Annotated in this window: 20 protein-coding genes; 8 read left to right on the top strand and 12 right to left on the bottom strand. The window is 42.1% G+C overall.

The features are described from left to right. Window positions 1-94 precede the first annotated feature (94 nt). The 4 genes from LX64_RS19725 to LX64_RS19710 form a co-directional block, all read right to left on the bottom strand. Entirely contained in the window at window positions 95-955 is an 861-nt protein-coding gene (locus tag LX64_RS19725) for a hypothetical protein (RefSeq protein WP_148707398.1), read from the bottom strand. Window positions 956-963: 8 nt separating this feature from the next. Next, window positions 964-1,749 (bottom strand): hypothetical protein, encoded by a 786-nt coding sequence (locus LX64_RS19720; protein WP_111599425.1) that lies wholly within the window; start codon window positions 1,747-1,749, stop codon window positions 964-966. Window positions 1,750-1,840: 91 nt separating this feature from the next. Next, window positions 1,841-2,638, bottom strand: coding sequence for an O-methyltransferase (locus LX64_RS19715; RefSeq protein ID WP_111599424.1), 798 nt, complete (start codon window positions 2,636-2,638; stop codon window positions 1,841-1,843). Window positions 2,639-2,654: 16 nt separating this feature from the next. Then, on the bottom strand, window positions 2,655-3,392 hold the full coding sequence (locus tag LX64_RS19710) for a glycosyltransferase family 2 protein (protein ID WP_111599423.1): 738 nt from the start codon (window positions 3,390-3,392) through the stop codon (window positions 2,655-2,657). A gap of 856 nt (window positions 3,393-4,248) precedes the next feature. Between LX64_RS19710 and LX64_RS19700 the strand changes: the two genes are divergently transcribed. Beyond that, window positions 4,249-5,469, top strand: coding sequence for a hypothetical protein (locus LX64_RS19700; RefSeq protein WP_148707397.1), 1,221 nt, complete (start codon window positions 4,249-4,251; stop codon window positions 5,467-5,469). Window positions 5,470-5,531: 62 nt separating this feature from the next. Here LX64_RS19700 and LX64_RS19695 read toward each other — a convergent pair whose 3' ends face one another. Then, a complete protein-coding gene (locus tag LX64_RS19695; RefSeq protein WP_111599420.1) occupies window positions 5,532-6,188 on the bottom strand; it encodes a YdeI/OmpD-associated family protein in 657 nt (218 codons plus the stop codon). 83 nt (window positions 6,189-6,271) lie between these two features. Between LX64_RS19695 and LX64_RS19690 the strand changes: the two genes are divergently transcribed. Continuing rightward, a complete protein-coding gene (locus LX64_RS19690; RefSeq protein WP_111599419.1) occupies window positions 6,272-7,222 on the top strand; it encodes a hydrogen peroxide-inducible genes activator in 951 nt (316 codons plus the stop codon). 80 nt (window positions 7,223-7,302) lie between these two features. On the opposite strand, the gene LX64_RS19685 is transcribed toward LX64_RS19690, so the two are convergent. Next, the gene (locus LX64_RS19685) at window positions 7,303-9,444 is read right to left on the bottom strand and encodes a carboxy terminal-processing peptidase (protein ID WP_111599626.1); all 2,142 of its coding nucleotides are present in this window, start codon (window positions 9,442-9,444) and stop codon (window positions 7,303-7,305) included. 176 nt (window positions 9,445-9,620) lie between these two features. After that, the gene (locus tag LX64_RS19680) at window positions 9,621-10,868 is read right to left on the bottom strand and encodes a PQQ-dependent sugar dehydrogenase (protein WP_111599418.1); all 1,248 of its coding nucleotides are present in this window, start codon (window positions 10,866-10,868) and stop codon (window positions 9,621-9,623) included. Window positions 10,869-11,085: 217 nt separating this feature from the next. Between LX64_RS19680 and LX64_RS19675 the strand changes: the two genes are divergently transcribed. Continuing rightward, a complete protein-coding gene (locus tag LX64_RS19675) occupies window positions 11,086-12,345 on the top strand; it encodes an MFS transporter (RefSeq protein ID WP_111599417.1) in 1,260 nt (419 codons plus the stop codon). A gap of 634 nt (window positions 12,346-12,979) precedes the next feature. Here LX64_RS19675 and LX64_RS19670 read toward each other — a convergent pair. Further along, window positions 12,980-13,474: a YkgJ family cysteine cluster protein gene (locus tag LX64_RS19670; protein ID WP_111599416.1), complete on the bottom strand. Its 495-nt coding sequence runs from the start codon at window positions 13,472-13,474 to the stop codon at window positions 12,980-12,982. Window positions 13,475-13,676: 202 nt separating this feature from the next. Between LX64_RS19670 and gcvP the strand changes: the two genes are divergently transcribed. From gcvP to LX64_RS19640, 5 genes are all read left to right on the top strand, one after another. Then, entirely contained in the window at window positions 13,677-16,544 is a 2,868-nt protein-coding gene (gene gcvP / locus LX64_RS19665) for an aminomethyl-transferring glycine dehydrogenase (RefSeq protein WP_111599415.1), read from the top strand. Window positions 16,545-17,207: 663 nt separating this feature from the next. Next, window positions 17,208-17,711: a DUF6496 domain-containing protein gene (locus tag LX64_RS19655; protein ID WP_211324863.1), complete on the top strand. Its 504-nt coding sequence runs from the start codon at window positions 17,208-17,210 to the stop codon at window positions 17,709-17,711. A 37-nt stretch (window positions 17,712-17,748) separates the two neighbouring features. Continuing rightward, complete coding sequence (locus LX64_RS19650) at window positions 17,749-18,357, top strand: hypothetical protein (protein WP_111599413.1); 609 nt, start codon at window positions 17,749-17,751, stop codon at window positions 18,355-18,357. A gap of 67 nt (window positions 18,358-18,424) precedes the next feature. Continuing rightward, window positions 18,425-18,961, top strand: coding sequence for a DUF892 family protein (locus tag LX64_RS19645; RefSeq protein WP_111599412.1), 537 nt, complete (start codon window positions 18,425-18,427; stop codon window positions 18,959-18,961). A 93-nt stretch (window positions 18,962-19,054) separates the two neighbouring features. Beyond that, on the top strand, window positions 19,055-20,074 hold the full coding sequence (locus LX64_RS19640; protein ID WP_111599411.1) for a hypothetical protein: 1,020 nt from the start codon (window positions 19,055-19,057) through the stop codon (window positions 20,072-20,074). Between the two features lie 8 nt (window positions 20,075-20,082). On the opposite strand, the gene LX64_RS19635 is transcribed toward LX64_RS19640, so the two are convergent. From LX64_RS19635 to LX64_RS19620, 4 genes are all read right to left on the bottom strand, one after another. Next, on the bottom strand, window positions 20,083-20,742 hold the full coding sequence (locus LX64_RS19635; protein ID WP_111599410.1) for a DUF6766 family protein: 660 nt from the start codon (window positions 20,740-20,742) through the stop codon (window positions 20,083-20,085). A 122-nt stretch (window positions 20,743-20,864) separates the two neighbouring features. Next, entirely contained in the window at window positions 20,865-21,602 is a 738-nt protein-coding gene (locus LX64_RS19630) for a YciE/YciF ferroxidase family protein (protein WP_111599409.1), read from the bottom strand. Window positions 21,603-21,691: 89 nt separating this feature from the next. Beyond that, window positions 21,692-22,453, bottom strand: a complete 762-nt coding sequence (locus LX64_RS19625) for a hypothetical protein (RefSeq protein WP_111599408.1) — start codon at window positions 22,451-22,453, stop codon at window positions 21,692-21,694. A 322-nt stretch (window positions 22,454-22,775) separates the two neighbouring features. Next, complete coding sequence (locus LX64_RS19620) at window positions 22,776-23,477, bottom strand: FKBP-type peptidyl-prolyl cis-trans isomerase (protein WP_111599407.1); 702 nt, start codon at window positions 23,475-23,477, stop codon at window positions 22,776-22,778. Window positions 23,478-23,496 lie beyond the last annotated feature (19 nt).

Genomic DNA, 23,496 nt, shown 5'->3' with positions numbered 1-23,496 from the left:
AGAAACCATTCACTATTTATTGCTCCCCAACTGACAGGTAGGGGAGCAATTTTATGTTAGCTATACTATTGATTTAACGAAGACGCTTGTTAACCTAACACCCTGTAATTTCCTGCACACCCATTACACGCAACAAATCATTGCCTTTCGCCTCACTGGACAGATATAATGTAGGTGCACTTAAGTTATAATGATAAGAGGTATTGATGATAAAATCTGGTAACTCATCACCATCTACATCACCGGCGAAAAGAATTTCTATGTGCTGTACATCATCGAAATACGCGAGGGATACCAACAATTGCTTTTCTTGTTTACCATTCTTTTCGTACTCGATCATGAGTTTATAATTCCTTGTTTCGATGTGGTCCTCGACATGTAATTTTTCACCTGTGGCAACGAGCTTATACTTTTTATTGAAGAAGGTGAAGGATTTTGTATAACCAGCTTCGGCAGCCTTTTCTGCTTCTGTCATGGGAATAGAGGCTACTTTGGCAATTGGTTTAACGCTTTTACCAAAAGGCATCAACAAAATGGGTTCATCTGTTTTTGTTACCATTACTTTCCAGCCTGTAGCGGCGGTGGTATCTTCATCTAATACCGCGTCGTATTCACGGCTGGTAGTTACGAAAGTGGTATCTAAGTAGAAATCGTTTTCATCTCTTTTGAACAACCCTACCTGCACAGTATTACTAATTTTCGGATCCACTTCACCATCATGAAATACAGATCCCGCTTGGTGTATACGCCAAGGAAATTTCTCGGGATGGAACCCCGGGTAACTATTCTCATAAGCATTATCAGCAAAAGCGTTCAACGAATCTTCATCCACTTTGGCTTGGGGAACACTAATAGAATCCTTTTGCTTGGTAGTATCTTGCGTGGTAGGTTGGCTCGTATTGTTGCAAGCGATTACACTACCCAACAATGCAAAAAGGCATAGAACTTTTCTCATGGTTTATTTTAGTTAACTGACGATAACAACATGCCCATTACTTTCAGCAAATCCTTGCCCTCGGCGGCGGATGAGAGGTATAATGTAAGCACGGTGGTATTAAAAACATTACTCGTATTAATGAGGAAATCGGGAAGCGCATCATTGTCGATATCTCCTGCGAAATAAATCCTGTTACATTCTTCGTACGTAAAATCGTTAATCAATACTTGCGTATGTTGTTCATCGTCTTTTTCGTAATGAATACTTAACTGGTAATTGGGCTCTGCATGGAGTTGCTTGGCTATCAGCTGCGCTTTTAGGGTGTATTTTTTATCGTGAAACATGAACTGAACACTATCTCCCGGCAGGCATTGGGTTTCTTCCTCTGTTAAATCAACATACTCCATTTCGCCCCGTTTCATAGTGACCGTTACGGGCATTAACACAATGCTAGGCTCCTTCTTCGATGCTGTTACACGCCAAGCCGACTTAATATGTCCATCTCGGAAAAAGTCGCGCAACTCATCGCGTACTGGATGTGCGTAGATGCGTGTTGTATCTAGGTACATCTTCTTCCCTTGTTTATAAATGCCCACGTACGGTGTATCTGCCCACGACGACTCAAATTCATCTTCGTGAAAAGTCCAATCGGCTAAGGTTAACACGTAAGGGTATTGATTTACATCGTAACCGGGAATATTATCGACAATACTCACCGAATCCACGATAACGGTCTGGCGAACGTTCGACGCGGTGTTGCAGGCAAATAATGCGGTTGCACATAGTAGGTATCCTATCCATCTAAACATCATAAATCTGCTTTCACTTCTAAAGTATGCGATGACTAAAATAAAAAAAAGGATGGAATTAGCCCCCATCCTTTTCATATGCGTATGTTTTGCATTAATATTTTAAGGTATAGTGTTGCTTTGCTTTGAAATCGGTTTGTAAGAAAACAAGGCCGATAAAGAACAGGTCTACCGTTACTTGTGTACGCGGATGCGCTTTAATCACCTCCCAAGCTTCTTCCATGCCATCGGTCCAATGAATATCATCGAAGATAAACACGGTGTTATCATGTGCTTTCTCGAGGCATTGTTCATAGTACGCGATGGTAGGTAACTTGCGGTGGTTACCATCGATATACACGAAATCGAGCTGCGGCATTTCCTTTAACACATCGCCTAGTACATCGTCGAAATTCCCCACGAACTGGCGGATATTTTTCAAACCCACCGATTCGAAATTCTCCTTTGCTTTTTGTGCAATGTTCGGGCAACCTTCAATGGTATACACCGTGGTATTGGGATTGGCGCTGGCCATATACGAAGTAGAAATCCCCATAGAAGTACCCAGTTCCAACACGTTACGCACGTTATATTGTTGGATCATACGGAAAAACAATTGGCCAAACTTCGCAGGCTTCGCGGCATTCTTGGTGATTTCGTTGACCTTACGACTTTTACTCGCACCTGTTAACGAACCTGCACCTAAATCGGTTACTTGCAACACCGTATTGTCGTGCAATAAACGATTACGCAGCGCTTCAACCGGGGCATAGGCTGGTTTGGGATGGGTATCCCTAAATACTTCATCTGCTAATTGATAGATAAAAGGAGAATGTACATCATGACGATTTCCTCTTCCAAAAAAGTAACGGACAAATTTCTGCGCTAATGCTACCTGGTTCCCTACGCTCACTATATTATAATATTGATTAGTAAATTTTATTCTTCACGATGCCCCACATGTGCAAACGGTGCTGCATAGATACGCGTAAAACGCCTAATCCATATTTCACACTGCGTTTGAAGTTAATGCTGGAAGCTTCTTCGAAGTATTTTGTTGGGCAAGTTACTTCAGCGATTTCGAAACCGGCCATACAAACTTGGGAGGCCATTTCGTTGTCGAATACGAAGTCATCGTCGTTTGCCATGTATTTAATGCTACGCAAAACATCTGCAGAGAATGCACGGTAACCGGTGTGGTATTCGCTGAGCTTTTGGCCCATTAATACGTTTTGGGTGAAAGTTAACATCCTATTGAATACATACTTATATAAAGGCATGCCACCTTTCAGGGCACCTTTACCCAAAATGCGGGAACCAAAAACAGCAGGATATACATCATTGGCTATGATGCTGCTCATGGCACCAATCAGTTTAGGCGTATATTGGTAATCGGGATGCACCATAATAACGATGTCGGCGCCAAGTTCTAAAGCTTTGTTGTAACAGGATTTTTGGTTGCCGCCGTAGCCTTTATTTTTATCGTGACGAACAATATGGCGAATGCCCAGTTTCTTGCCCGCTTCCACGGTATCATCTTTACTGGCATCGTCCACTAATACCACTTCATCTACGATATCCATAGGGATTTCGCGGTAAGTTTTCTCAAGTGTTAACGCGGCATTGTAGGCAGGTAGTACTACTACTATCTTCTTGTTGTTAAGCATGAAAGGCTTTCATTTTAGAGAAGCAAAGGTAAGATACGATCCCGTATTTCAAAATCCCGGGACGGCGATCTTGCCATTTTGTTGCAAAGCACTAATATACACTATTTACCTCCTTTTCCAAACGCTCTCCCAATCTTCCCACTTCGAAATTAGCCACCAACAAGGATTTCCCCTTTTCATCCCAAATCCCCTATCCCACAATGCAGGCCCAGTAAGGTTATTAGGCTTAGCTACCCCCTATAAAGGGATCAATTTTAAAAGAATGGCCATGGTAGCGTATTAGGAAGGATTTGTGAAAGGAATGTGAATTTTATGTAAACACATGTACCGGGTTGAACAATAAACATGTGTCGAAAGTACGCTGGATACTGGTTTTATATATAGATGGGCAGGAATACGAACCGGGAGAAAACGTGCACCAAGGTGCAAATCTGCGAAATACCATTTCATTGATATGTCAACCATCTACGTTTAGCTATCTATTGCCAGCATAATTAAGCCTCCCCGCTTGCAAAACCCGTATAGCAAATACACCTACATCAATACAATTTACCCGTTTTTCAATACGTTTATAACACAAATTAGTAAAATTTAACATTTCAAAACATAGCACAGTGGCTCATCTTCGTAAATCAAGGCAAATTTCATAGCATTTTACCACTCATCAAGATATTATATACCTTATCTTTGTGGCTTCGTTTTTGGCATCATATTTTCTACGCATATGATTCAGAAACTGAGGTTTTAAAAGCATGTTACACCTGCACCATCCGTATTTTACAAATTAGGAAAGTGGTGCCTATATTTGTAGTACTGGCATCGTTCAGAAAAACCTATGGTAAAAATTAAGCTACACATGAAATTTGTACGTTTAGCGGGATTAATCCTATTGCTAGGCATTGCCAATTTGGCTACAGCGCAAGATCCTGAGATTAAAACGCCACCGGTTAAATCCGCCGATACGACTATCAAACGTATCATGGACGAAATGCAACGCATTGTTGATAACGACAAGCAAAACGCATCCGCCATCCAAGCGCTACTCTCGGGCCGCGATTTTGACAATTCAACCAAGTACGAATTGATCAAAAACAACATTATCAACGCAAGTGAAACCTATTATTTACTCAACAAAAAAATAATAGATCTCAAATCGCGTACAACGACGAATAACCTCGACGTGTTTATCACTTCCCTCAATAACCCGGAAAGTAAAGAACTCGGCTTCTCACTGAGCGACCGCGTTGTAGAACTCGTAGAGAAAATTATCTTAAAAGGTAAAACGGATAAGAACGACCGCGATGGTAAAATCGTAGAGTCAACCAAGTCCATTATTAATAGTCCTATCTTCAAAAGCTTTACTTCCCTTACACCGCCATTGGCCATTGCTAGTTCTGTTATGAACTTCTTGCACAGCGTAAGCGTAAGTAATAAAGCAATTAACCAAAAGTCGTTGCAAGATTTTGAGAAGGAATTGAACAAATACACCATTTATTACACGGCCTTAAACGATGCGAACCAGAAGTTCGAATTCGGCCTTAACTTCAATAAAGACCAATTGGCTTTATTGCAAGATAACATGTACGAATTACTCCAATTCGCAGCCACCGTATTGAAATCGCCTTTACCACCACGTGGTAATAAAACGATTGCCGAAACACTGAACGAATACTTCTTAACGTTTAAAAAGGATAATGTAGTCGACTTCTTCAAGCAATTAGAAGATAAATACATGATCCAAAAAACGAAGAAAATCGATTACGAGAACCTACTCCGCGAAAATCCAAACTTGAAAGAAGTAAATAACCAGCTGGAAGATCTCGTATTGCAAACAAAACGCTTCGAAAACCTCTATAACGAGTATTTTACCCTGCTCGACTCGTACTACGCCAAGGTGAACAACTCGCTTAAATTAGCGATGGATAACGGCCTAGCCGAGAAAAGCATTATCGAAGCTAAACAAGGCGAATTCCGCCAATTGAAAACGGAAGCAGTCAATGAAATCCAAGCTTCTATCAACATCAAAGAATTAACCACGAATGTTGATAAAATCAAGTACCGCTACAGGATTTTCTAATACTTTTTATTACAAGTTATTACTATAACAAAAAAGCGTCTCACACTGTGGAGACGCTTTTTTTATGCTTTATCGGAAGGGTTCTTGCGCCCTGCCAGTAATTTATCTATTGTAGCCAACAGCCTTTGTTCCCGGGTTTCAGCTTTCTTGGCGGAAGTTATCCATACCACGTACTCTTTCTTATTGGTGAACGAAAGCGTGTTGAAGAATTGTTGCGCGGCGGGTTGCTTGGTAAACATTGCTTGCAAATCATTTGGCGGTGTTACCACCCTGTTCTTCATATCTATCCCCTCTACCGGCTGCTCGCTGCTACGGGTGCTGTTTACTTCCCCGGCTGGGCGTATTCTTAAGGCCGTCCATTCGGCATTAATAGCAATGCTGGCAACGGTAGCAAATTCCATTTGTAAAACAATTTGCCAGGACTCCTCACGGGAAAGATCGGTGGGAATGCCAGCCGTCTTTTTCGGGAAGGCGATCCAGCATTTGGCGTTGGGAACCAGTCGGGGTAATACTTTTGGCAATTCCTTCTGTAATTCGGCCGACGTGGTTACGAATAGCATGATATACTCGATAGGCGCCTTTTTACTGGTAGGTAGTACCTCTTCAAGGTTTTCGCCTTGAAATTGATCGTGGAGCGCGGGGGGAAGATGGAGGCAATAATAAGGTGTATTGTCATCCTTCCATAATAATTTACTTTTTAAGGCCTTATCGTGCATCATAAATTTGCAATTCTATATTAAAATAACGAATTAAATAGGTTTTATCAATACCTTTAACGCGGAAAATTTATTGAGGAAAGAATATGACGACGGTACAACTCGAATACATAGTGGCGGTAGATACATACAGAAGTTTTGTAACAGCCGCCGAAAAATGCTTTGTTACGCAGCCTACGCTGAGTATGCAAATTCAGAAACTGGAAGATGAGCTGGGCGCCAAGTTGTTTGATAGGAGCAAATTACCTGTAGTACCAACGGAAATTGGTAGTGCTGTGATTGCACAAGCACGCATCATCATAAAAGAAAACGCAAGAATTAAGGAAATCATTGCCGACCAGAAGAAAGAGGTCCAAGGGAACTTGAAAGTTGGTATTATTCCTACATTAGCGCCCTATCTTTTGCCGCGCATTATTACGGGGTTTATGAAGAAATACCCGCGTGTAAAGCTCGAAATATGGGAATATTCCACCGAGCAAATCATTCAACTGTTACGCCAAGAACAGCTCGATTGCGGCATTTTAGCTACTCCTTTATATAATCAACACTTGGAAGAGCATCCCATGTTCTACGAATCTTTCGTGGTATATGCTGCTAAATCCAATAAACTCCACGATAAAAAGTTCATCCTGCCGGAAGAACTCGATATCAAAGATGTATGGTTATTGAATGAAGGCCATTGCATGCGCAACCAAGTGCTGAACATCTGTAACGATAAGTTTATGATGGGCGAACATAAGAATTTGGAATACAACACCGGCAGCGTGGAAACACTGAAGCGCATGGTAGAACTCAACGAAGGCTACACTATTTTGCCGGAGTTGTCGTTGCAAGATCTCTCTGCTAAACAAATGAACCTCGTTCGCTTCTTTAAATCACCCGAACCTGTACGTGAAATTAGCTTGGTAACACACCGTTATTTCATTAAACAAGCGGTGATTGAAGCGTTCAAAAAGGAGATTTTAATGAATGTGCCAGAGAAGATGAAGGTGAAGAAAACGAAGCGCGTAGTAGATATTGTAATTGATAAGAAATAAGTAATACCTCTTTATTACAAATAGAAAGGGCCGCTACGATGTAGTGGCCCTTTTCTGTTTCGGATCTTGACTAGTTGAATTTAGTTCTTTGTGCTCATCAAGTTGTTGCTTTTCATTTTTGGTAATGAAATGCCGATGAGGTCGTTCATTACATTCACTGCTTCGTTCAAGTAAGGATCTTTTGTCCTTAAGTTTACCCACTCTTTGCTGCGGGCAAGTTTTGAACTGTCGCCTGCGATTCTATCGAGGTCAACTTTCAGTGCGTTCATGTTCAACGGGTTTACTTTATCGTTCGCGTTATCGTATTTCTTTAACGCGGCTGTATTAGATTTTTGTTCTGCTTTGAACGCTGTAATGTTCAGCGGGTAAGTTTTTTGTTCATCTAATTTCTTCAACATCGAAATGTTGTCGTTGATGATTTTGAACGACTCGTTATTGGCCATTCTCTTCTCGCTGTTTTTACGGAGGGTGTTTACGTCTACTGGGTCATTCCAAGTAGTGTAACCTGCTTTAGGAATTTCGTCCCATTTCAAAGCATCTGGATCTTTACGTTCGCCTGTTTCGTAGTATGGATCTGGCAACGTTACATCTGGTGCTACACCTTTTAATTGCGTAGAACCACCATTGATACGGTAGAACTTCTGTACAGTTAATTTCAAGCCGCCTAAGCTACCACCGAAATCACCTTTCACGAAGTTATCCAATTCCAATATTCTTTGAACTGAACCTTTACCGAAGGTATTGCTACCGATGATAACGGCACGTTTGTAATCTTGTAATGCTGCGGCTAAGATTTCAGATGCTGAGGCACTGTATTCGTTCACCATAATAGCTAAAGGACCATCGTACTGCACGTTCTTATCGCGGTCGCGCAATACTTGTACATCGTTACCACGGGCACGTACTTGTACTACAGGGCCTTCTGGTACGAATAAGCCGGCCATTTTCACTACATCTGGTAAAGAACCACCACTATTGAAGCGTAAATCCAAGATGATACCATCTACGTTTTCTGCTTTCAATTTCTTGATTTCTTTTTCGATGTCTTCCGCACAGCTAGCACCGTTTCTATCGTTGAAATCGGCATAGAATTCCGGTAAGTAGATATACCCAATTTTATGCGAACCATTAATAATGGCAGATTTAGCAAACGTTTCGTCGAGCACAATTTCATCACGGATAATGGCTACGGTTTTCACGGTACCATCCGTGCTTTTTACTGTTAAGCGTACTTCTGTACCTTGTGCTCCACGGATTAATTTCACCGCATCTTCACTCGCAAAACCGGTGATATCAACTGGTTCTTTATCGCCTTGCGCCACTTTGAGGATCACATCATCTGCTTTCAATTGGCCTTGTTTCCAGCTAGGAGAACCTGTAACGATGCTTACGATTTTAATACGACCATCTTCTTCTTTCAGTTGCGCACCAATACCGTAGAATTTACCGGCCATTTGCTCTTGGAAGTAGCGTTTATCTGCCGGTGGCATGTAGTCGGTATGCGGGTCCATCGTAGTAGTGATGGCGTTTACGAACATAGAGAAGCGTTCGTCGTCGTTCATTTTATTTTTCAAGCGGTCGAAGTAGCGATCGTATACTTTCAATACTTTTTCGCGTGCTTCTGCTTCAAGTTCTTTATCAGATTTTGCTTTGAAATCGGCTTTACCTTTCGATTTCTCTTGGATGTCTTGTAACTCTGTTAATTTCTCCAGCGTACGATATTTCAACATCTTGCGCCATGCTTCTTTACGATCGGCTTCATCTTTCGGGAAGTTGATCGCATCTACATCCAAGGTAATTTTTTCGTTGGTGTTGAAGTCGAATGGCTTCGCAAGAATCTCTGGGTAGAGGGCACCTGCTTCAGCTATTCTCTTCTTGATGATTTCATTGGTGGTAGCGAAGAACTCCAATGGAGCTGCATCTAACAACTCGTTGTCGATATGCTTATCAACAGCGTTTATTTTTTCAATATCCGATTGTAGGAAGAATTTCTTTTCCACGTCCAAGATCTTCAAATACTTCTTCGCAACGGCTTGCGAGAAAGCATCGTCGATTGGTTTCGGTTGGTAGTGCCCTTCCTTCAAAATCGTCCCCACCAATTGAATGATGGCTTCGTATCGACCGGGCGGGTCAATTTTATATCCAAACCTCGAAAATGCAAACACACCTACTGAAACAGTGAGTAGCAAAATGGGTATGATGGCTTTCAGTTTCATTCTCATATACATCCTTCTTAAGTGCTTTCTCAAAATTAAATTATTCGTCCCGGTCGTACCACGGTCGTTTTGCTTTTAACAAAACATTACCGTCCACCTGTGCCTAGCGTTCAAATTAGACCAGGCATTAAAGATACGTTATATGGGTCCAAAACCAAGCGAAAATCTACCAACGGCAATTATCACGTGGCGGGTACCAATTTATACACGGCACCTTTAAAACCTTTACTATCGGAAGAGCTTGTAAGTACATAAATTTCCCCTTGTTCGTCTTCACCGAAGCTCAATACGGCCAAGTTGGTATTCGGCTTATTTTGGAAGTTGAGGTCATCGCGTGTCCATTTATTGCCGGATTGTGTTAACGTCCATGTTTTACCGTTATAGTCGCCGAAAACGTATTTGCCTGTAAGGGCAGGAATGGCTTTCCCGCGGTAAATATATCCACCGGTGATACTGATCCCTGTTTTGTGATCGTACTCGTGGATCGGCTCGATTAACTTGGATTTATCGGCGCCATTCGGCACGTTAAATTCATGGTAACCTTCCATGATACGCCAGCCGTAGTTACCGCCTTTCGTGATAATGTCTACTTCTTCGTATTGATTTTGACCTACATCGCCCGTAAACAGCCTACCGGTAGGTTTATCGAACGATATACGCCATGGGTTACGTAAACCATAAGCCCAAATTTCGGGCCGTACATTTGCTTGGTTAACAAATGGGTTACTAGATGGAACACTGTAAGGGCTACCACTGTTCACATCAATCCGTAAAATTTTCCCTAATAGGGTATTCATGTTCTGGCCATTACCGATGGAACCGTGCTTATCGCCACCTCCACCGCCATCGCCAGAGGCAATGTACAAGTAGCCATCTTTCCCGAAAATAATATCACCCCCGTTGTGGTTAGATTCCGGCTGCTCGAATGTTAACACTTCACGTTTGGAGGCTTTGTTCGCCACGTTCTTATTGTTCGACACTTTATATTCCGCTACTACGCTACGGTGGTTGCTACCTTTCGTGGTAGATGGTGCACTGTAGTACACGTAGAACTTACCGTTTGATTTGTATTGTGGATGGAAGGCGATTCCCAATAGGCCGCGTTCATCGTATGCTTCATTAATCTTCACCATGTCGGCCGCTACATCCAGGAAAGGAGTAGGTACCAACTTCCCGTTTTCGATGATCCATACTTTACCCTCTTTCTGGCAAATAAATAAACGGTTAGAACCGTCGCCCGGCGTAGCCATGGCTACCGGTGAAATAAAATGGTCGGTTACTAGCTGTAATTTAACGGTTGTTGCTGCTGCCGGAGCTTCAGCAGCCGAGGTTTTCGTACTATCGGCAGGGTTAGATGCAGGCGCGTTATTGCAGCCAGTGTTGCCCATTACCGACAATAAAGACATGCCAATCAATCGGATTAAATACATAAGTGAAAATTTTAATTTTCTAAAAATATAAAACGGGTGGAAACTCCTTAGAAAAAAATGACCTACGGAAAAGAAGCGGGGATTTTTTAACGAAATTATAGTTTGACCTTTTGCGCATCCTGCAATACCTTTGACCCATTACCGAACAACCTACACTATAACGTTGTAATAATAAATAGGTTAATCTTTCTTCTTAACAGGTCTAAATTTTTACAGGTTGGCTAACGAACCTTCACAGGGTACAAATGATCCTTATGCATCGATACGTTACCCAGAATTCAAGTTTTTCTTAATCATACGCTTTGCCGTAGTTTTCGCATTAACCATGCAGTTTGCCATTATTGAATGGCGTATTTATCACCTCACCAACGACCCACTTTCACTAGGCTTAATAGGATTAGCAGAAGTTGTGCCAGCCTTAATAATGGCGCTCTTTGCCGGGCATATTGTCGACAAGCGCGAGAAGCGTGGGGTAATGATGAAATGTATGTTGGCGTACATTGTAGTGGGTATTGGTTTGTTTTTATTAACCTGGGATAGAATTGTTGCCGGCTTTTCGGCGCAAAGCATTGCTTACTCTACCTATGCTTTAGTGTTTGTAGGCGGTATTATCCGCTCGTTTGTGGGGCCTTCTACCTTTACCATGTTATCGTTGTTGGTACCCCGCGAGCTGTATAAGAATGCGGCTACTTGGAGTTCTTCCTCTTGGCAAGTGGGTGGTGTAATGGGGCCTGCTATTGGCGGTTTGTGTATTTATTGGTTTGGTGTGCATTGGAGTATGTTACTGGTGGTGGGAATGATGTGCGTGCCTGTTTGGTGTTTACTGAACATTCAACCGAAACCGATTTATTACAAGGACAAAGGTGAAAGCGTTTTCCAGAGCTTGGGAGCGGGGTTGAAATTTGTGTGGAATACGAAAGTGGTATTGAATGCCATGGCCTTGGATATGTTTGCCGTGTTATTCGGTGGATCGAAAGCGCTATTGGCCATTTTCGCCACTACTATTTTGGGTGTAGGCTCTTTGGGGTATGGCTTCTTGAGTGCTGCCCCGGCGGTAGGTTCCTTGCTAACGATGTTTGTATTGGCGTACCGGCCACTGGTGAAAAAGCCCGGTATCAAGTTATTGGCGGCTGTGTTTGGGTTTGGTTTGTGTATGATTGTATTTGCCATTTCGAAGAGTTATATCCTTTCGCTAACAGCCTTACTCGTAAGCGGTATGTTGGATGGTATTAGCGTAATCGTGCGCCAAACCATTCTCCAGTTAAAAACACCCGACGATATGCGGGGTAGGGTTGCTTCGGTGAGCCAGATGTTCGTGGGATCGTCGAACGAGTTAGGCGCATTTGAAAGTGGATTGGCCGCGAAAATTATGGGCGTTGTGCCGAGCGTGGTATTTGGTGGTTGTATGACTTTGGGCGTGGTGATAACCACCTACATCATCTCCCCTGCTATGCGAAAACTCGATTTAAAACCATAAAACATTCATTTTAAATACTTAAGGCGGTCTTTACTTGGTAGAAACCGCCTTTTTTAGCCCTTATTCCTTACTTCACCTCGACAAAAAGCTTACTTACTATCGGTAAAAACAAGGGTTTCACAAGGTTTTTGTCGACAGAAGCCTTGGAAACAGTCGGATCACCCCTGGCTGGTACAGGGTTTGCGGCGAAAATCTCGGTATATTGTCGGTGAAAAATGTGTAGATGCCCGTTAATATTGGGTTTCAAATGAGCGCTGTACTGCGGTGAATATCGTAAACACTTATCAATCAATCGATAATCTATTTTTAACCTACTGCGGTCAATAACTGTTGACTGCAGGAAATAATATGCCGAGCCTTTGACTTCCCTTTAAATGCCTTTGACTTCCATTTGAAAACAGCTACCTACATATATCCTGAATATTGCCAACATATTGCTGATATATTACCTGGATATATCCAACATATATGTAAAATATATCTCCCCCTAGTAATGGCGCGGATTTGCGGCTAAAACATTATTAGACTAATATTGGAAGAAATGATAAACCCTGTATGGGTGGGCATTGAGCAGGTTATAAACACAAAAGGCATCCACTGCAATGGGATGCCTTTTGCGATTCGTATCTTTGATTTACAGGGCCATCTTCGTACGCAATCTTTCGAGCACGTAGTAAACAGCGGGGCAAATAGTTGAGTTTAAATAAGTTGTGTTGGGGCGCTTATAGAACTCGTCGCTATCGGTGTAGGGGTAGTTCCGGCAATCACCCGGCCGAACATCGTAGATGCCGCAATAGTTATCCTCGCCTAGGAAAGGGCAAGGACTTCTTTTCACCACGTAATCGCCATCGCTATCCAAATTGAGGTACGTTTCAATAAAAACGGACTCTTTGAGACCTAAATATTTGGAAATACGCTTTACATCGGGCGTTTTAAAGCGGGGACTAATGGTTTTACAGCAACCGGCGCATTGTAGGCAGTCGATCTTCTCAAAGGCTTCTTCGTGGAGATCGGGCAATAGGCGTTCTGTACCTTTCCCTTTCTTGGTTTGAAGCTTTTGAAGGAATTGTTTATTGACTTTTTGCTGATCTTTTGCTTTACGCTGCCACTGGTCTAGTATATCGCTCATGAAAATGCGTGTTCGTTTAGCTGCAAAGTTACCCTGCTGGATGGAATGTACAAAAAATGGGGTGCAGGCGACTAAAATATGACAATTGGAACAAACTGGCGCTGCCGATTATCACCACAATTTCCACAGTTGTATAGCAGGTTTGGGCATTGCCTAAAATCAACGTAACTTTGCGCATTCTTAGTAAATACCTGCTTATATCATGAATCTTTTGGATATGCAACAAAACGAGTTCGTTCAACGCCATATTGGGCCGGACGAATCATCCACTCAAGCGATGTTGGAAACGATTGGTATTAATGGGGTAGACGAATTGGTGGGCAAAACCGTACCAGCGTCGATCCGCATGCAACATGCCTTGGCTGTTCCGTCGGCAATGAGTGAAAATGCTTATTTAAGTCATCTCAAAGAGGTGTCTTTAAAAAACAAAGTGTTTAAGAATTACATCGGTCAAGGTTACTACGACACGATTACGCCGAGTGTGATTTTGCGTAACGTTTTCGAAAATCCAGGATGGTATACGCAGTACACGCCTTACCAAGCGGAAATTTCACAAGGTCGTTTAGAAAGCTTGTTGAATTACCAAACGATGGTAAGTGACTTAACAGGTTTACCGATCGCGAATGCGTCGTTATTGGATGAAGCAACAGCAGCAGCGGAAGCGATGGCTATGTTCTTCAGTGCATTGAACAAAGATCACGAGAACCTTTCTCGTCCTAAATTCTTTGTAGACGAACAAACATTCGCACAAACGAAAGACGTAGTGGTAACCCGCGCTACTCCTTTGAACATTGAAGTAGTAGTAGGTAACTATGCTACAGCTAACATCGACGAATCTTACTTTGGTGCTTTGGTACAATATCCAAATGCTTCAGGTAGTGTAGAAGATTACCGCAACTTCATCGAGAAAGTACACGCGGTAGGTGCATTTGTAGCTATGGCAACTGATTTATTGGCTTTAACTTTATTGGTATCGCCCGGTGAATTAGGTGCTGATGTAGCAGTAGGTTCTGCACAACGTTTCGGTGTTCCATTGGGTTATGGTGGTCCTCACGCTGCATTCTTCTCTACAAAAGACGAATTCAAACGTTCTATTCCTGGTCGTATCATTGGTGTTTCTATCGATGCTACCGGCGAACGTGCATTGCGTATGGCGCTTCAAACACGTGAGCAGCATATCAAACGCGAAAAAGCAACTTCCAATATTTGTACAGCGCAAGCTTTGTTAGCCAACATGGCAGCTATGTACGCAGTGTTCCACGGTCCTAAAGGCTTAACGAACATCGCTACTCGCACAGCTAATTTTGCTAGCGCAATCGCTGCACAATTACAAGCTGCAGGTTTCACACTTAGCAACAGCACATCTTTCGATACTATTTCTTTCCAAGTGAAAGATGCAGCAGCCGTTAAAACAGCAGCAGAAGCAGCGGAAATCAACTTCCGTTACAGCGCTAACAACACGGTAGGTATTTCTATCGATGAAACTACTACCCTCGCTGATGCTAACAACATTTTGAAAGTATTTGGTGCAAAAGCTATCACAGCAAACGATTTAACTACAACAGGTATTCCTGCCGAGTTAAAACGTACTTCTACTTTCTTAGAACACCCTAACTTCAACACGCACCACAGTGAAACGCAAATGATGCGCTACTTGAAGTTGTTGGAAAATAAAGATCTTTCTTTAAATACATCCATGATTTCATTGGGCTCTTGTACAATGAAATTGAATGCTGCTACTGAAATGATTCCATTAAGCTGGAGCCACTGGAGCAAAATTCACCCGTTTGCACCGCTAGCACAAGTAGGCGGTTACAAACAAGTATTGGATGAATTAGCAGATTACCTCTGCAAAATCACTGCTTTCGACGCTTGTAGCCTTCAGCCCAACTCTGGTGCACAAGGTGAATACGCCGGTTTATTAACCATCCGTGCTTACCACCAAAGTCGTGGCGACCATCACCGTAATGTTATTTTAATTCCTATCTCTGCGCACGGTACCAACCCTGCATCGGCAGTAATGGTAGGTTTTAAAGTGGTGATCGTTAAAGCATTGGAAAACGGTTATATCGATGTAGATGATTTGAAAGCGAAAGCTGAATTACATGCTGCTAACTTAGCAGGTGTGATGATTACTTATCCTTCTACTTACGGTGTTTACGAAGAAACTGTAAAAGAAATCTGCAATATCATCCACGCTAATGGCGGTCAAGTTTATATGGATGGTGCTAACATGAACGCACAAGTTGGTTTAACCGCTCCTGGTTTAATCGGTGCCGATGTTTGTCACTTGAACTTACACAAAACTTTCGCTATTCCACACGGTGGTGGTGGTCCTGGTATGGGTCCTATCTGTGTTGCAAAACACTTGGCGCCATTCTTACCTTCACACGTTAACTTAACAGAAGGTAACGGTACACATCCTAGCCACGCGGTATCTGCAGCGCCATACGGTTCTGCTAGTATCTTGTTGATTTCTTACGCTTACATCCGTATGCTCGGTTATGATGGCTTGAAGCAAGCAACTGCTTACGCTATCTTGAACGCAAACTACATGAAAGCAAGATTGGAAAAAGATTATACGATCCTTTACACAGGTAGCGCAGGCACTTGTGCACACGAGTTCATCGTTGACTTACGTCCTTTCAAAGCAACAGCAGGTATCGAAGCAGAAGACGTTGCAAAACGTTTGATGGACTACGGTTTCCACGCACCAACTATGAGCTTCCCTGTTCCAGGTACGATCATGATCGAACCAACAGAGAGTGAAGATAAAGCTGAATTAGACCGTTTCTGCGATGCGATGTTATCTATCCGCGAAGAGATTCGTGCGATTGAAGAAGGTACTGCAGATAAAGCGAATAACGTATTGAAAAATGCACCGCATACCCAATTCGTTATTACTGCTGATGAGTGGGATCGCCCGTATAGCCGTCAGCAAGCAGCTTATCCTTTGGCTTATGTTAAAGCGAATAAATTCTGGCCGAGCGTTAGCCGTGTGAATAATACACATGGTGATCGTAACTTGGTGTGTACTTGTGAACCTACGAGTGCATACGCTGAGGCTTAGATGCTTATATCATTTTTTCTTAAAAGGCTTTCTCGAATTGAGGAAGCCTTTTTTGTTGTTATGGGGTATTCTGCCGGAGGCGAGTGATGCCGGAGGCGAGCGATGCCGAAGGCGAGTTGTTGCCGGAGGCGAGTGATGCCGGAGGCGAGTGATAAATTATGTTTATTGTATAAATGATTCATTCATTCTAACTCTTAATAGCATTTATTTCTTTTTATTTCAAATCCCGTTGTTACTTTCTTTGCTTCTCCAAAGAAAGTAACCAAAGAAAGGAGGAAAAACGCCGAAAGACTGCGTCGGCGTTTTATCGGGATGTCGATGGGGCTTGGGTGCTACTGTGGTGAAGGGCATGGATTCATGGTGGTGCCTGTTGTGTTGGGGTGGTTATTTGTTATTGGGATGATGGAGATTGGGGTAAAACTTAATAGGGACGAAAGACCTAATGGGTTTGAAAAGTGGGATTTGGGTACTGATTATTTGTGTAAAATATTCTACAATTATTGGCCACAATTTGCGTAAAATCCTGCTGTGGGCTTGCGCCTTGGATATTTTGAGGGGCGGAGTTTTAGTGTGGATAAGGGTTTTAAGAAATGGGGGTTATGTGGCGTGAGGTTTGATGAGGGGTTTATGATCCATTATTATTCATTTTCTAAAATCTTCGTTATGGCAAAGTATTCAAAGAAGGCAGGTGACAAGGTGGAACGTGCTATGCATGAAATGAAAGAAGGAAAGTTGAAATCTGGAAGGAGTGGTAAGAAGGTAACTAGTAGGAAACAAGCAGTTGCGATAGGTTTATCGGAGGCGAGAGAGGAAGGTGCGAAGGTGCCTAAGAAAAGGGCTGCGCCGGGTTCTACTAAGCGAGCTAGTTCTTCTACTGCTAAAAAGGCTACTAGTTCAAGAAGTACGGCGAAAAAGGCAACAGCCAAAAAGGCTACGGCTAAGAAAGCAACGGCTAAAAGGGCTACTGCTAAGCGTGCTACTGCTAAGAAGGCAGCACCTAAGAAGGCTGCTAGTATTAGGAAAAGTACGGCTAAGAAGGCTACGGCGAAAGCGGGAACACGTAAGGCAGCTACTAAACGTACTACGGCTAAAAAGGCTACTACAAAGAAGTCTTCCAAGTCTATGGCTAAGAGTGGTACGCGTAAACGTGCAATGGCACATGCATAAAATTGTGTGAAACAAATTATTTAAATCGCCTTTTTGTATGCAACCAGCAATTACTGCAAAACAACACCGGGGCGGATTTTCGAATACTACGACAACCCGTCAACTACCTTCAAATGATATAGCGATTAAGTTATACAACAAGGCTATGGAACGTTTACTGCAGGTCAATAATTGGGGACGCATCAGTGGGAAACTATCGGCACGGTTTAAACTTATTGATCGCAATGGGAAACCGGTGCAACGTTTAGCACAAGAAGGCGATTTAATTCGAATAGATTTACCGGCACCCGGTACAATTGCAGGGAAAGGATTCGATTGGGTAGTCATAGAGAAAATTCAATCACAAAGTAAAGGTGGCGTTAATTCTATTGCCATGCGTGTACGACCGGCACCACCAGCGGATGGACATCCACAGCAACATGAACCTGTTGCGCATTTTTTTCAAAAGTATGCAACAAGTACGTTTATGGTGTATCGACAATATAAATCATTAACAGCAGGCGTGTTTGGAAGAAATGAAGTACCCAATGTTACATCACACCGGTTCATCGACCAAGTACGTAATTTTTTTGTTTCAATAACAGCCATCTTGGGATTGTCTAAATTCCAATGGAAAAGTTTGATCAATGGATTTCTGAAGAACTAACGTTTCAATATACCATCAATCACAATTATCAATTTCAATTTAACCATTAACCCGTAAACACAATACAATGCCAAGCACCCACCACCATACCGGTTTGCATGAAGGCGAAGTGCAACAAGTGAAACTACTGTTACAAGAGTTAAAGAGTTTGTATTGGGTCGTGAAGAAAATATCCCGTGTACTCGACCTCTGTGAAAACAATGCACAATCCATTGTGCTTAGCCAAGCATTTGCGAATTTTTCCGGCGAAACCATCTTGCAACGCCAACGAATAGAAGAAGTTTTTGCACAGCTAGCTGTGCAACCCGGCACAATTAAAATGCCCGCTATTGCTCAACTTATCGACGAAGGCATGCAATTGCTGGAAGGCGCTACCGAACATGAAATTTCTGATCCAGCACTTACATTACTAGGTATCAAATTATCTTCAGCTATACAAGCAAATTACTTCGGCGTTTGCTACCTCTGCGATACATTACACTATACAGCGGTAGAAGAATTACTCGAATTATGCTACCATGAAATTAGGGCTACCGCGCAAACATTTGCTACACTAGCCTTTAGTAAAATCGACTTCAACTTTAAAGATCTCGTACTCGAATAATTAAACGCATTTTGTGTTGACAAATACTGGGCGGGTTTGGTGTATACCGAGCCTGCTCATTTTATTTATAGAGAATTTGTTGTATTATGAAGTATGGTTACGAAAGAGACAATTGACATTCCACAAGGTTATTCACAACAACCACATGCGATGGGATGGAGAGGCGAACAGCTCGTATGTTTTGAGAATGGGCAACAGTATTACCCCACCTACGACAATTACCCAACTTGGCGAGGAATGGGTAAAAATATGGCCTATGAATTCGGCCAGTTATTTACAAGGGCTATCACATCTCCTTGTGGTTACTATGCTTTGATTTATACAAACTTTGGCACCAAAGGCTTACTCCTTCAATTGCCCAACAGAATTATTCGTGAAGTAAATAGAAGTTATTATTATGCTGATACTTACGAATACCCAGCCGCCTTTTTTGAGTATGAGGGCAGAACGTATTTAGCACATTGCCCTGTAAACTATAACTGCTTGGAGTTTGAGGATGTTATTACGGGCGAAATTGTTTCTCATCACATAGATAGAGATCCCACCGACTATTTTATTTCAAGGTTAGAGGTGAGTTCTAATGGGCATTATCTTCTTACCAATGGTTGGCACTGGCATCCTGTTGATGTTGCCAGGTATTACGACATTAAGGCTTGCATGGAGAACCCATTATTGCTAGACGATGCGAAATTTATTGAGACTAATACTGATATGGATGAAAATGATGATTCTACTACTGCCAGGGAGAGCGATATAGAGTTTACTTCTGCTGGTTTTATTGACAACAATACTGTTTTAACGTCTGCACCCGGTAAAGAATTATTGTGGTGGGATATGATCAGCACCACCATCACAAGAAGAATACAAACAGATGCTCCTATTGGCAATATCATTCCTATAAACGCGCAATATACTTGGGATGTATACGAATATCCAAAACTTATTGATCTTAGTACAGGAGCCGTTATTTGGCAAGATGAAACGATTGATAGTGGCAAGCAAGACTCTTCCATTGCAAGCAACGCTAATCCCAATATTGTATGGAATAAAGACTTCTTTAAACTTGCTATTGGCGGTGATAAAAAAGTACATGTTTTAACATTAGCATTATAGCACCACCATCAACCTGTTTCATCATCTGGTGCATCTACAGGTTTCGATTCCGGGGAACCATACTGCCTGAGGTAAATCGATAAAAACACGATGGCTGCGACTGATAAGAATTCGCTTTGCCAGTTTTGGAAAGATTCGAACCAGAATTTAGTATTGGTGAAGTATTCGCTAGCCGATTCTAAAGGTGCTCCTTTTCCGGCTTGCTCCGTGTTATACTCCATCATACTGCCTTTGAAATGAAGTATAAATGAGCCTAGAAAAAGTAAGATAAACGCAATAGATAAGGAGTATTTATAGAGGTTCAATATAAATCCTCCTTTTTTTACTGCCCAAGGAGCCTTTGCATGAGGTTGTGGCTCCCTATCTACCTCTTCTTTCTCATCTAGGCTTTTGGATTCTGCAGAGCCTTTCTGGCGCAATTTCACGGTGAGTATTACATATAAGCCCATCTGCAAGAATTCGCTTTCCCAGTTTTCAAAGGTCGCTTCCATGAAATGTGGCGAGCTGAGATATGTCAGCAACGTGATGGTTGATTCGTGATCTTCTTTCAGTTCTTTATTGTATTCTATCCATCCTGTATAGGCTTGCGCCGATAGAAAAACAATAAGTAAAACCATGAAAGTAATGGTTAGTCCATTCCGGTAAAAGAATCCGTGTGGCTGTTTCATACATTTCTTGTTTTTTAAACAACAATAGGCGCCAGAGAAATGAATCTCGACACCTATTGCATCCATACAAGTACAACTTGGCAGATGAGGGTAATTTTAGAACTTGCTAATGCTTAAGACGATTATTCTTCTTCCTCCTCTTCTTCCTCATCCTCTTCGTCCTCCTCAGAAGAAGATTGCATGTTAACATCTTCATCATCCGCCATTGGGTTAACGAATGATTCGGCGATATCGGTTAATAAAAGGTCGGTGTCTTCCTCTTCTTGTAATGTTTTATCGAGTAAACCTGCGGCTTTATCATGCCCAAGGGTTAATGCCACCTGCACTAGGCTACCGTACGTAGCGATTTCGTAGTGTTCTACTTTTTGCGCAGCAATAATAAGTGCCGCATCGCGGGTCATGGTGCCTTCTTTGGTTTCCGACATCATAGCTTTCGCTTCTTTTGTAAGTCCTTCCATGGCATCACATTTCTTCGCTTGTGCTTCTTCGCCAATGAGTTTAAATACTTTTTCTAAGCGCGAAATGTGTTTCGTAGTTTGAATACGGTGATCTTCGAAAGCATCTTTTAGTTCATCTGTTGTTGCATTGTCTTCCATTTCTTTCAATGCTTCCACCAAATGTTTTTCCGCCCAATAAATGTCTTTTAACATGTTCACAAAGAGCTTATCTAATAAAGATTTTTCTTCTTTTTGTTCGCTCTTATTTTGACTTTGTTGCTGGTTCCCCTTCGCATTAGGAGTACTTGTGCGCGTTTGAGAAACGGCGCTTTTATTTGAAGTAGTTACAGGTTGTTTTCTGCTTGTAGCAGTAGTCGTGTTTCTTTTCGACGTTGCATTACGTGATTTAGTTGCTGTTGCCATAATGAATGAATTTTTGAAGGTTAATTTGTCAACAAGTAGCTTCCCTGCTTTCCAATAGGGAAGCTACTTGTTGAAGCCTGTATGTATGATTATCCTCTACGACGGCCCATGTTTGAAGTACGACCTCTATCGGCCGCGGAACGACTCATACGGTTACCTCTGGATGTTTCGTATTGTCCTTGGGAGTTACCACCATATAAGCTATTACCGCCGTAATTACCATAATCGGTATTACCGCTATTGCGAGAAGTGCGGGTGTTATAATTTTCGCCTAAAGCACCGAATCCACGGCGGCTGAAGTTTTGTCCTTCGCTGCCGCTGTATCGATCATAGTTACTACGATCGCGGTTACCATAGTTTTGTTGAGCATTTTGACGGCTGCTTTGTTGTGAATTTTGATCACGGCTATTGCGGCTACCTTGGTTAAAATCTTGGTCGTTATAATTACGCGAAGAACGGCCACGCCCGGAATTAAAGTTGCTGTAACGATCATTATCATATTTCATGGCACCGCCAGCACTACGACCGAGGTTTTGGCCCCTGTTACTTACGTAATTACCATAGCGTTCACCTCTACGACCTTCGTTTTGGTGTTCGCTGAATTGGTCTTCATCATCGTCTTCCTCTTCGTCATAATCATTCTCATAATCATCATATTCATCTTCCATTTCATCGTCGTAATCCTCATACGAATTTCTCATTTGATCATCATCATCATTATCATCATATTCATCATCATCACGCGAGCGATTGCGGGAAGATAAGCTGTTACGATTATAGTCGTTTTCAGCTTCGTTACGATAACGGTTTGCACGTGGTTCGTAATCACGGTTTGTTGTAGTCCTTCTCATAACATTGAATTTTAGTGTGATAAAAGATATGTAATGAAGAGGCGACAAAAATGTGCCAAGGGGATGAATAGTTACTGTGGTGTTTTTTGCACGATCATAAAAAGCTTATGTGTATTGGGTTTTCGATAGATTAGCCAGCAATAATTAATCGTTACAACAGGTATATTCCACGTGTAGGAAAGTACGCAGATTGTTTGTGTAGTGGGCGAATTGTGGGTGAATAAGGGCGGAGTGGGGAAAGGATAGATGATAAAATATGGACATAAAAAAACCGCCTCTATCATGTAGAGACGGTTCAATATAAGAAGTTTATAAAAGCTTATTACTTCACGATTTCCAACAATTCTACGTCGAAGATCAATGTTGCACCTGGTTTTATTTTACCACCTGCACCACGATCGCCATACGCTAAATCTGCTGGGATGAATAATTTCCATTTAGAACCTACCGGCATTAATTGAAGGGCTTCTGTCCAACCTTTAATAACGCCCGTTACTGGGAATGTAACAGGTTCACCACGGTCTACAGAACTATCAAATTTAGTACCATCGAGGAGCATACCTGTATAGTGTGTTTTCACACGGTCGTTTACCGTTGGGCGAGGACCGGTACCTTCAGTGATGATTGTGTATTGTAAGCCGCTAGGTAAAGTTACTACACCTGGTTTTGTTTTATTGGTATTCAAGAAAGCATCAGCTTCTGCTTTAGCTTTCGCTGCTTTTTCTGCTTTTAACTGTTGTAAGTATTGAGTGATCGACATAGCACCTTGTTCTTTAGAGAGTAAAACATTCTTTTTGGACCATGTGTCTTGCATCGCTTGGATAATCATCGCGTTGTTTAGACCGTCCATTCCATTTTCAGCCAAATTACTCGCAATATCTAAGCCAATTGCATAACTGGCAGAATCTACTGCCGATTTTAATGGGGTAGCTGCCACTTTCTTCGCTGGCGCTGCCTTTTTTTGTGCTGTAGCAGGGATGGTGATGGCAGCTAGGGCACCGATAAATAGGAATTTTCCAATCATGGTATGCAAATAATTTATG

This window comes from Chitinophaga skermanii, from assembly GCF_003259335.1.
GTDB classification, from domain to species: Bacteria; Bacteroidota; Bacteroidia; order Chitinophagales; family Chitinophagaceae; genus Chitinophaga; species Chitinophaga skermanii.
This window is presented reverse-complemented; position numbering and strand designations above follow the sequence as displayed.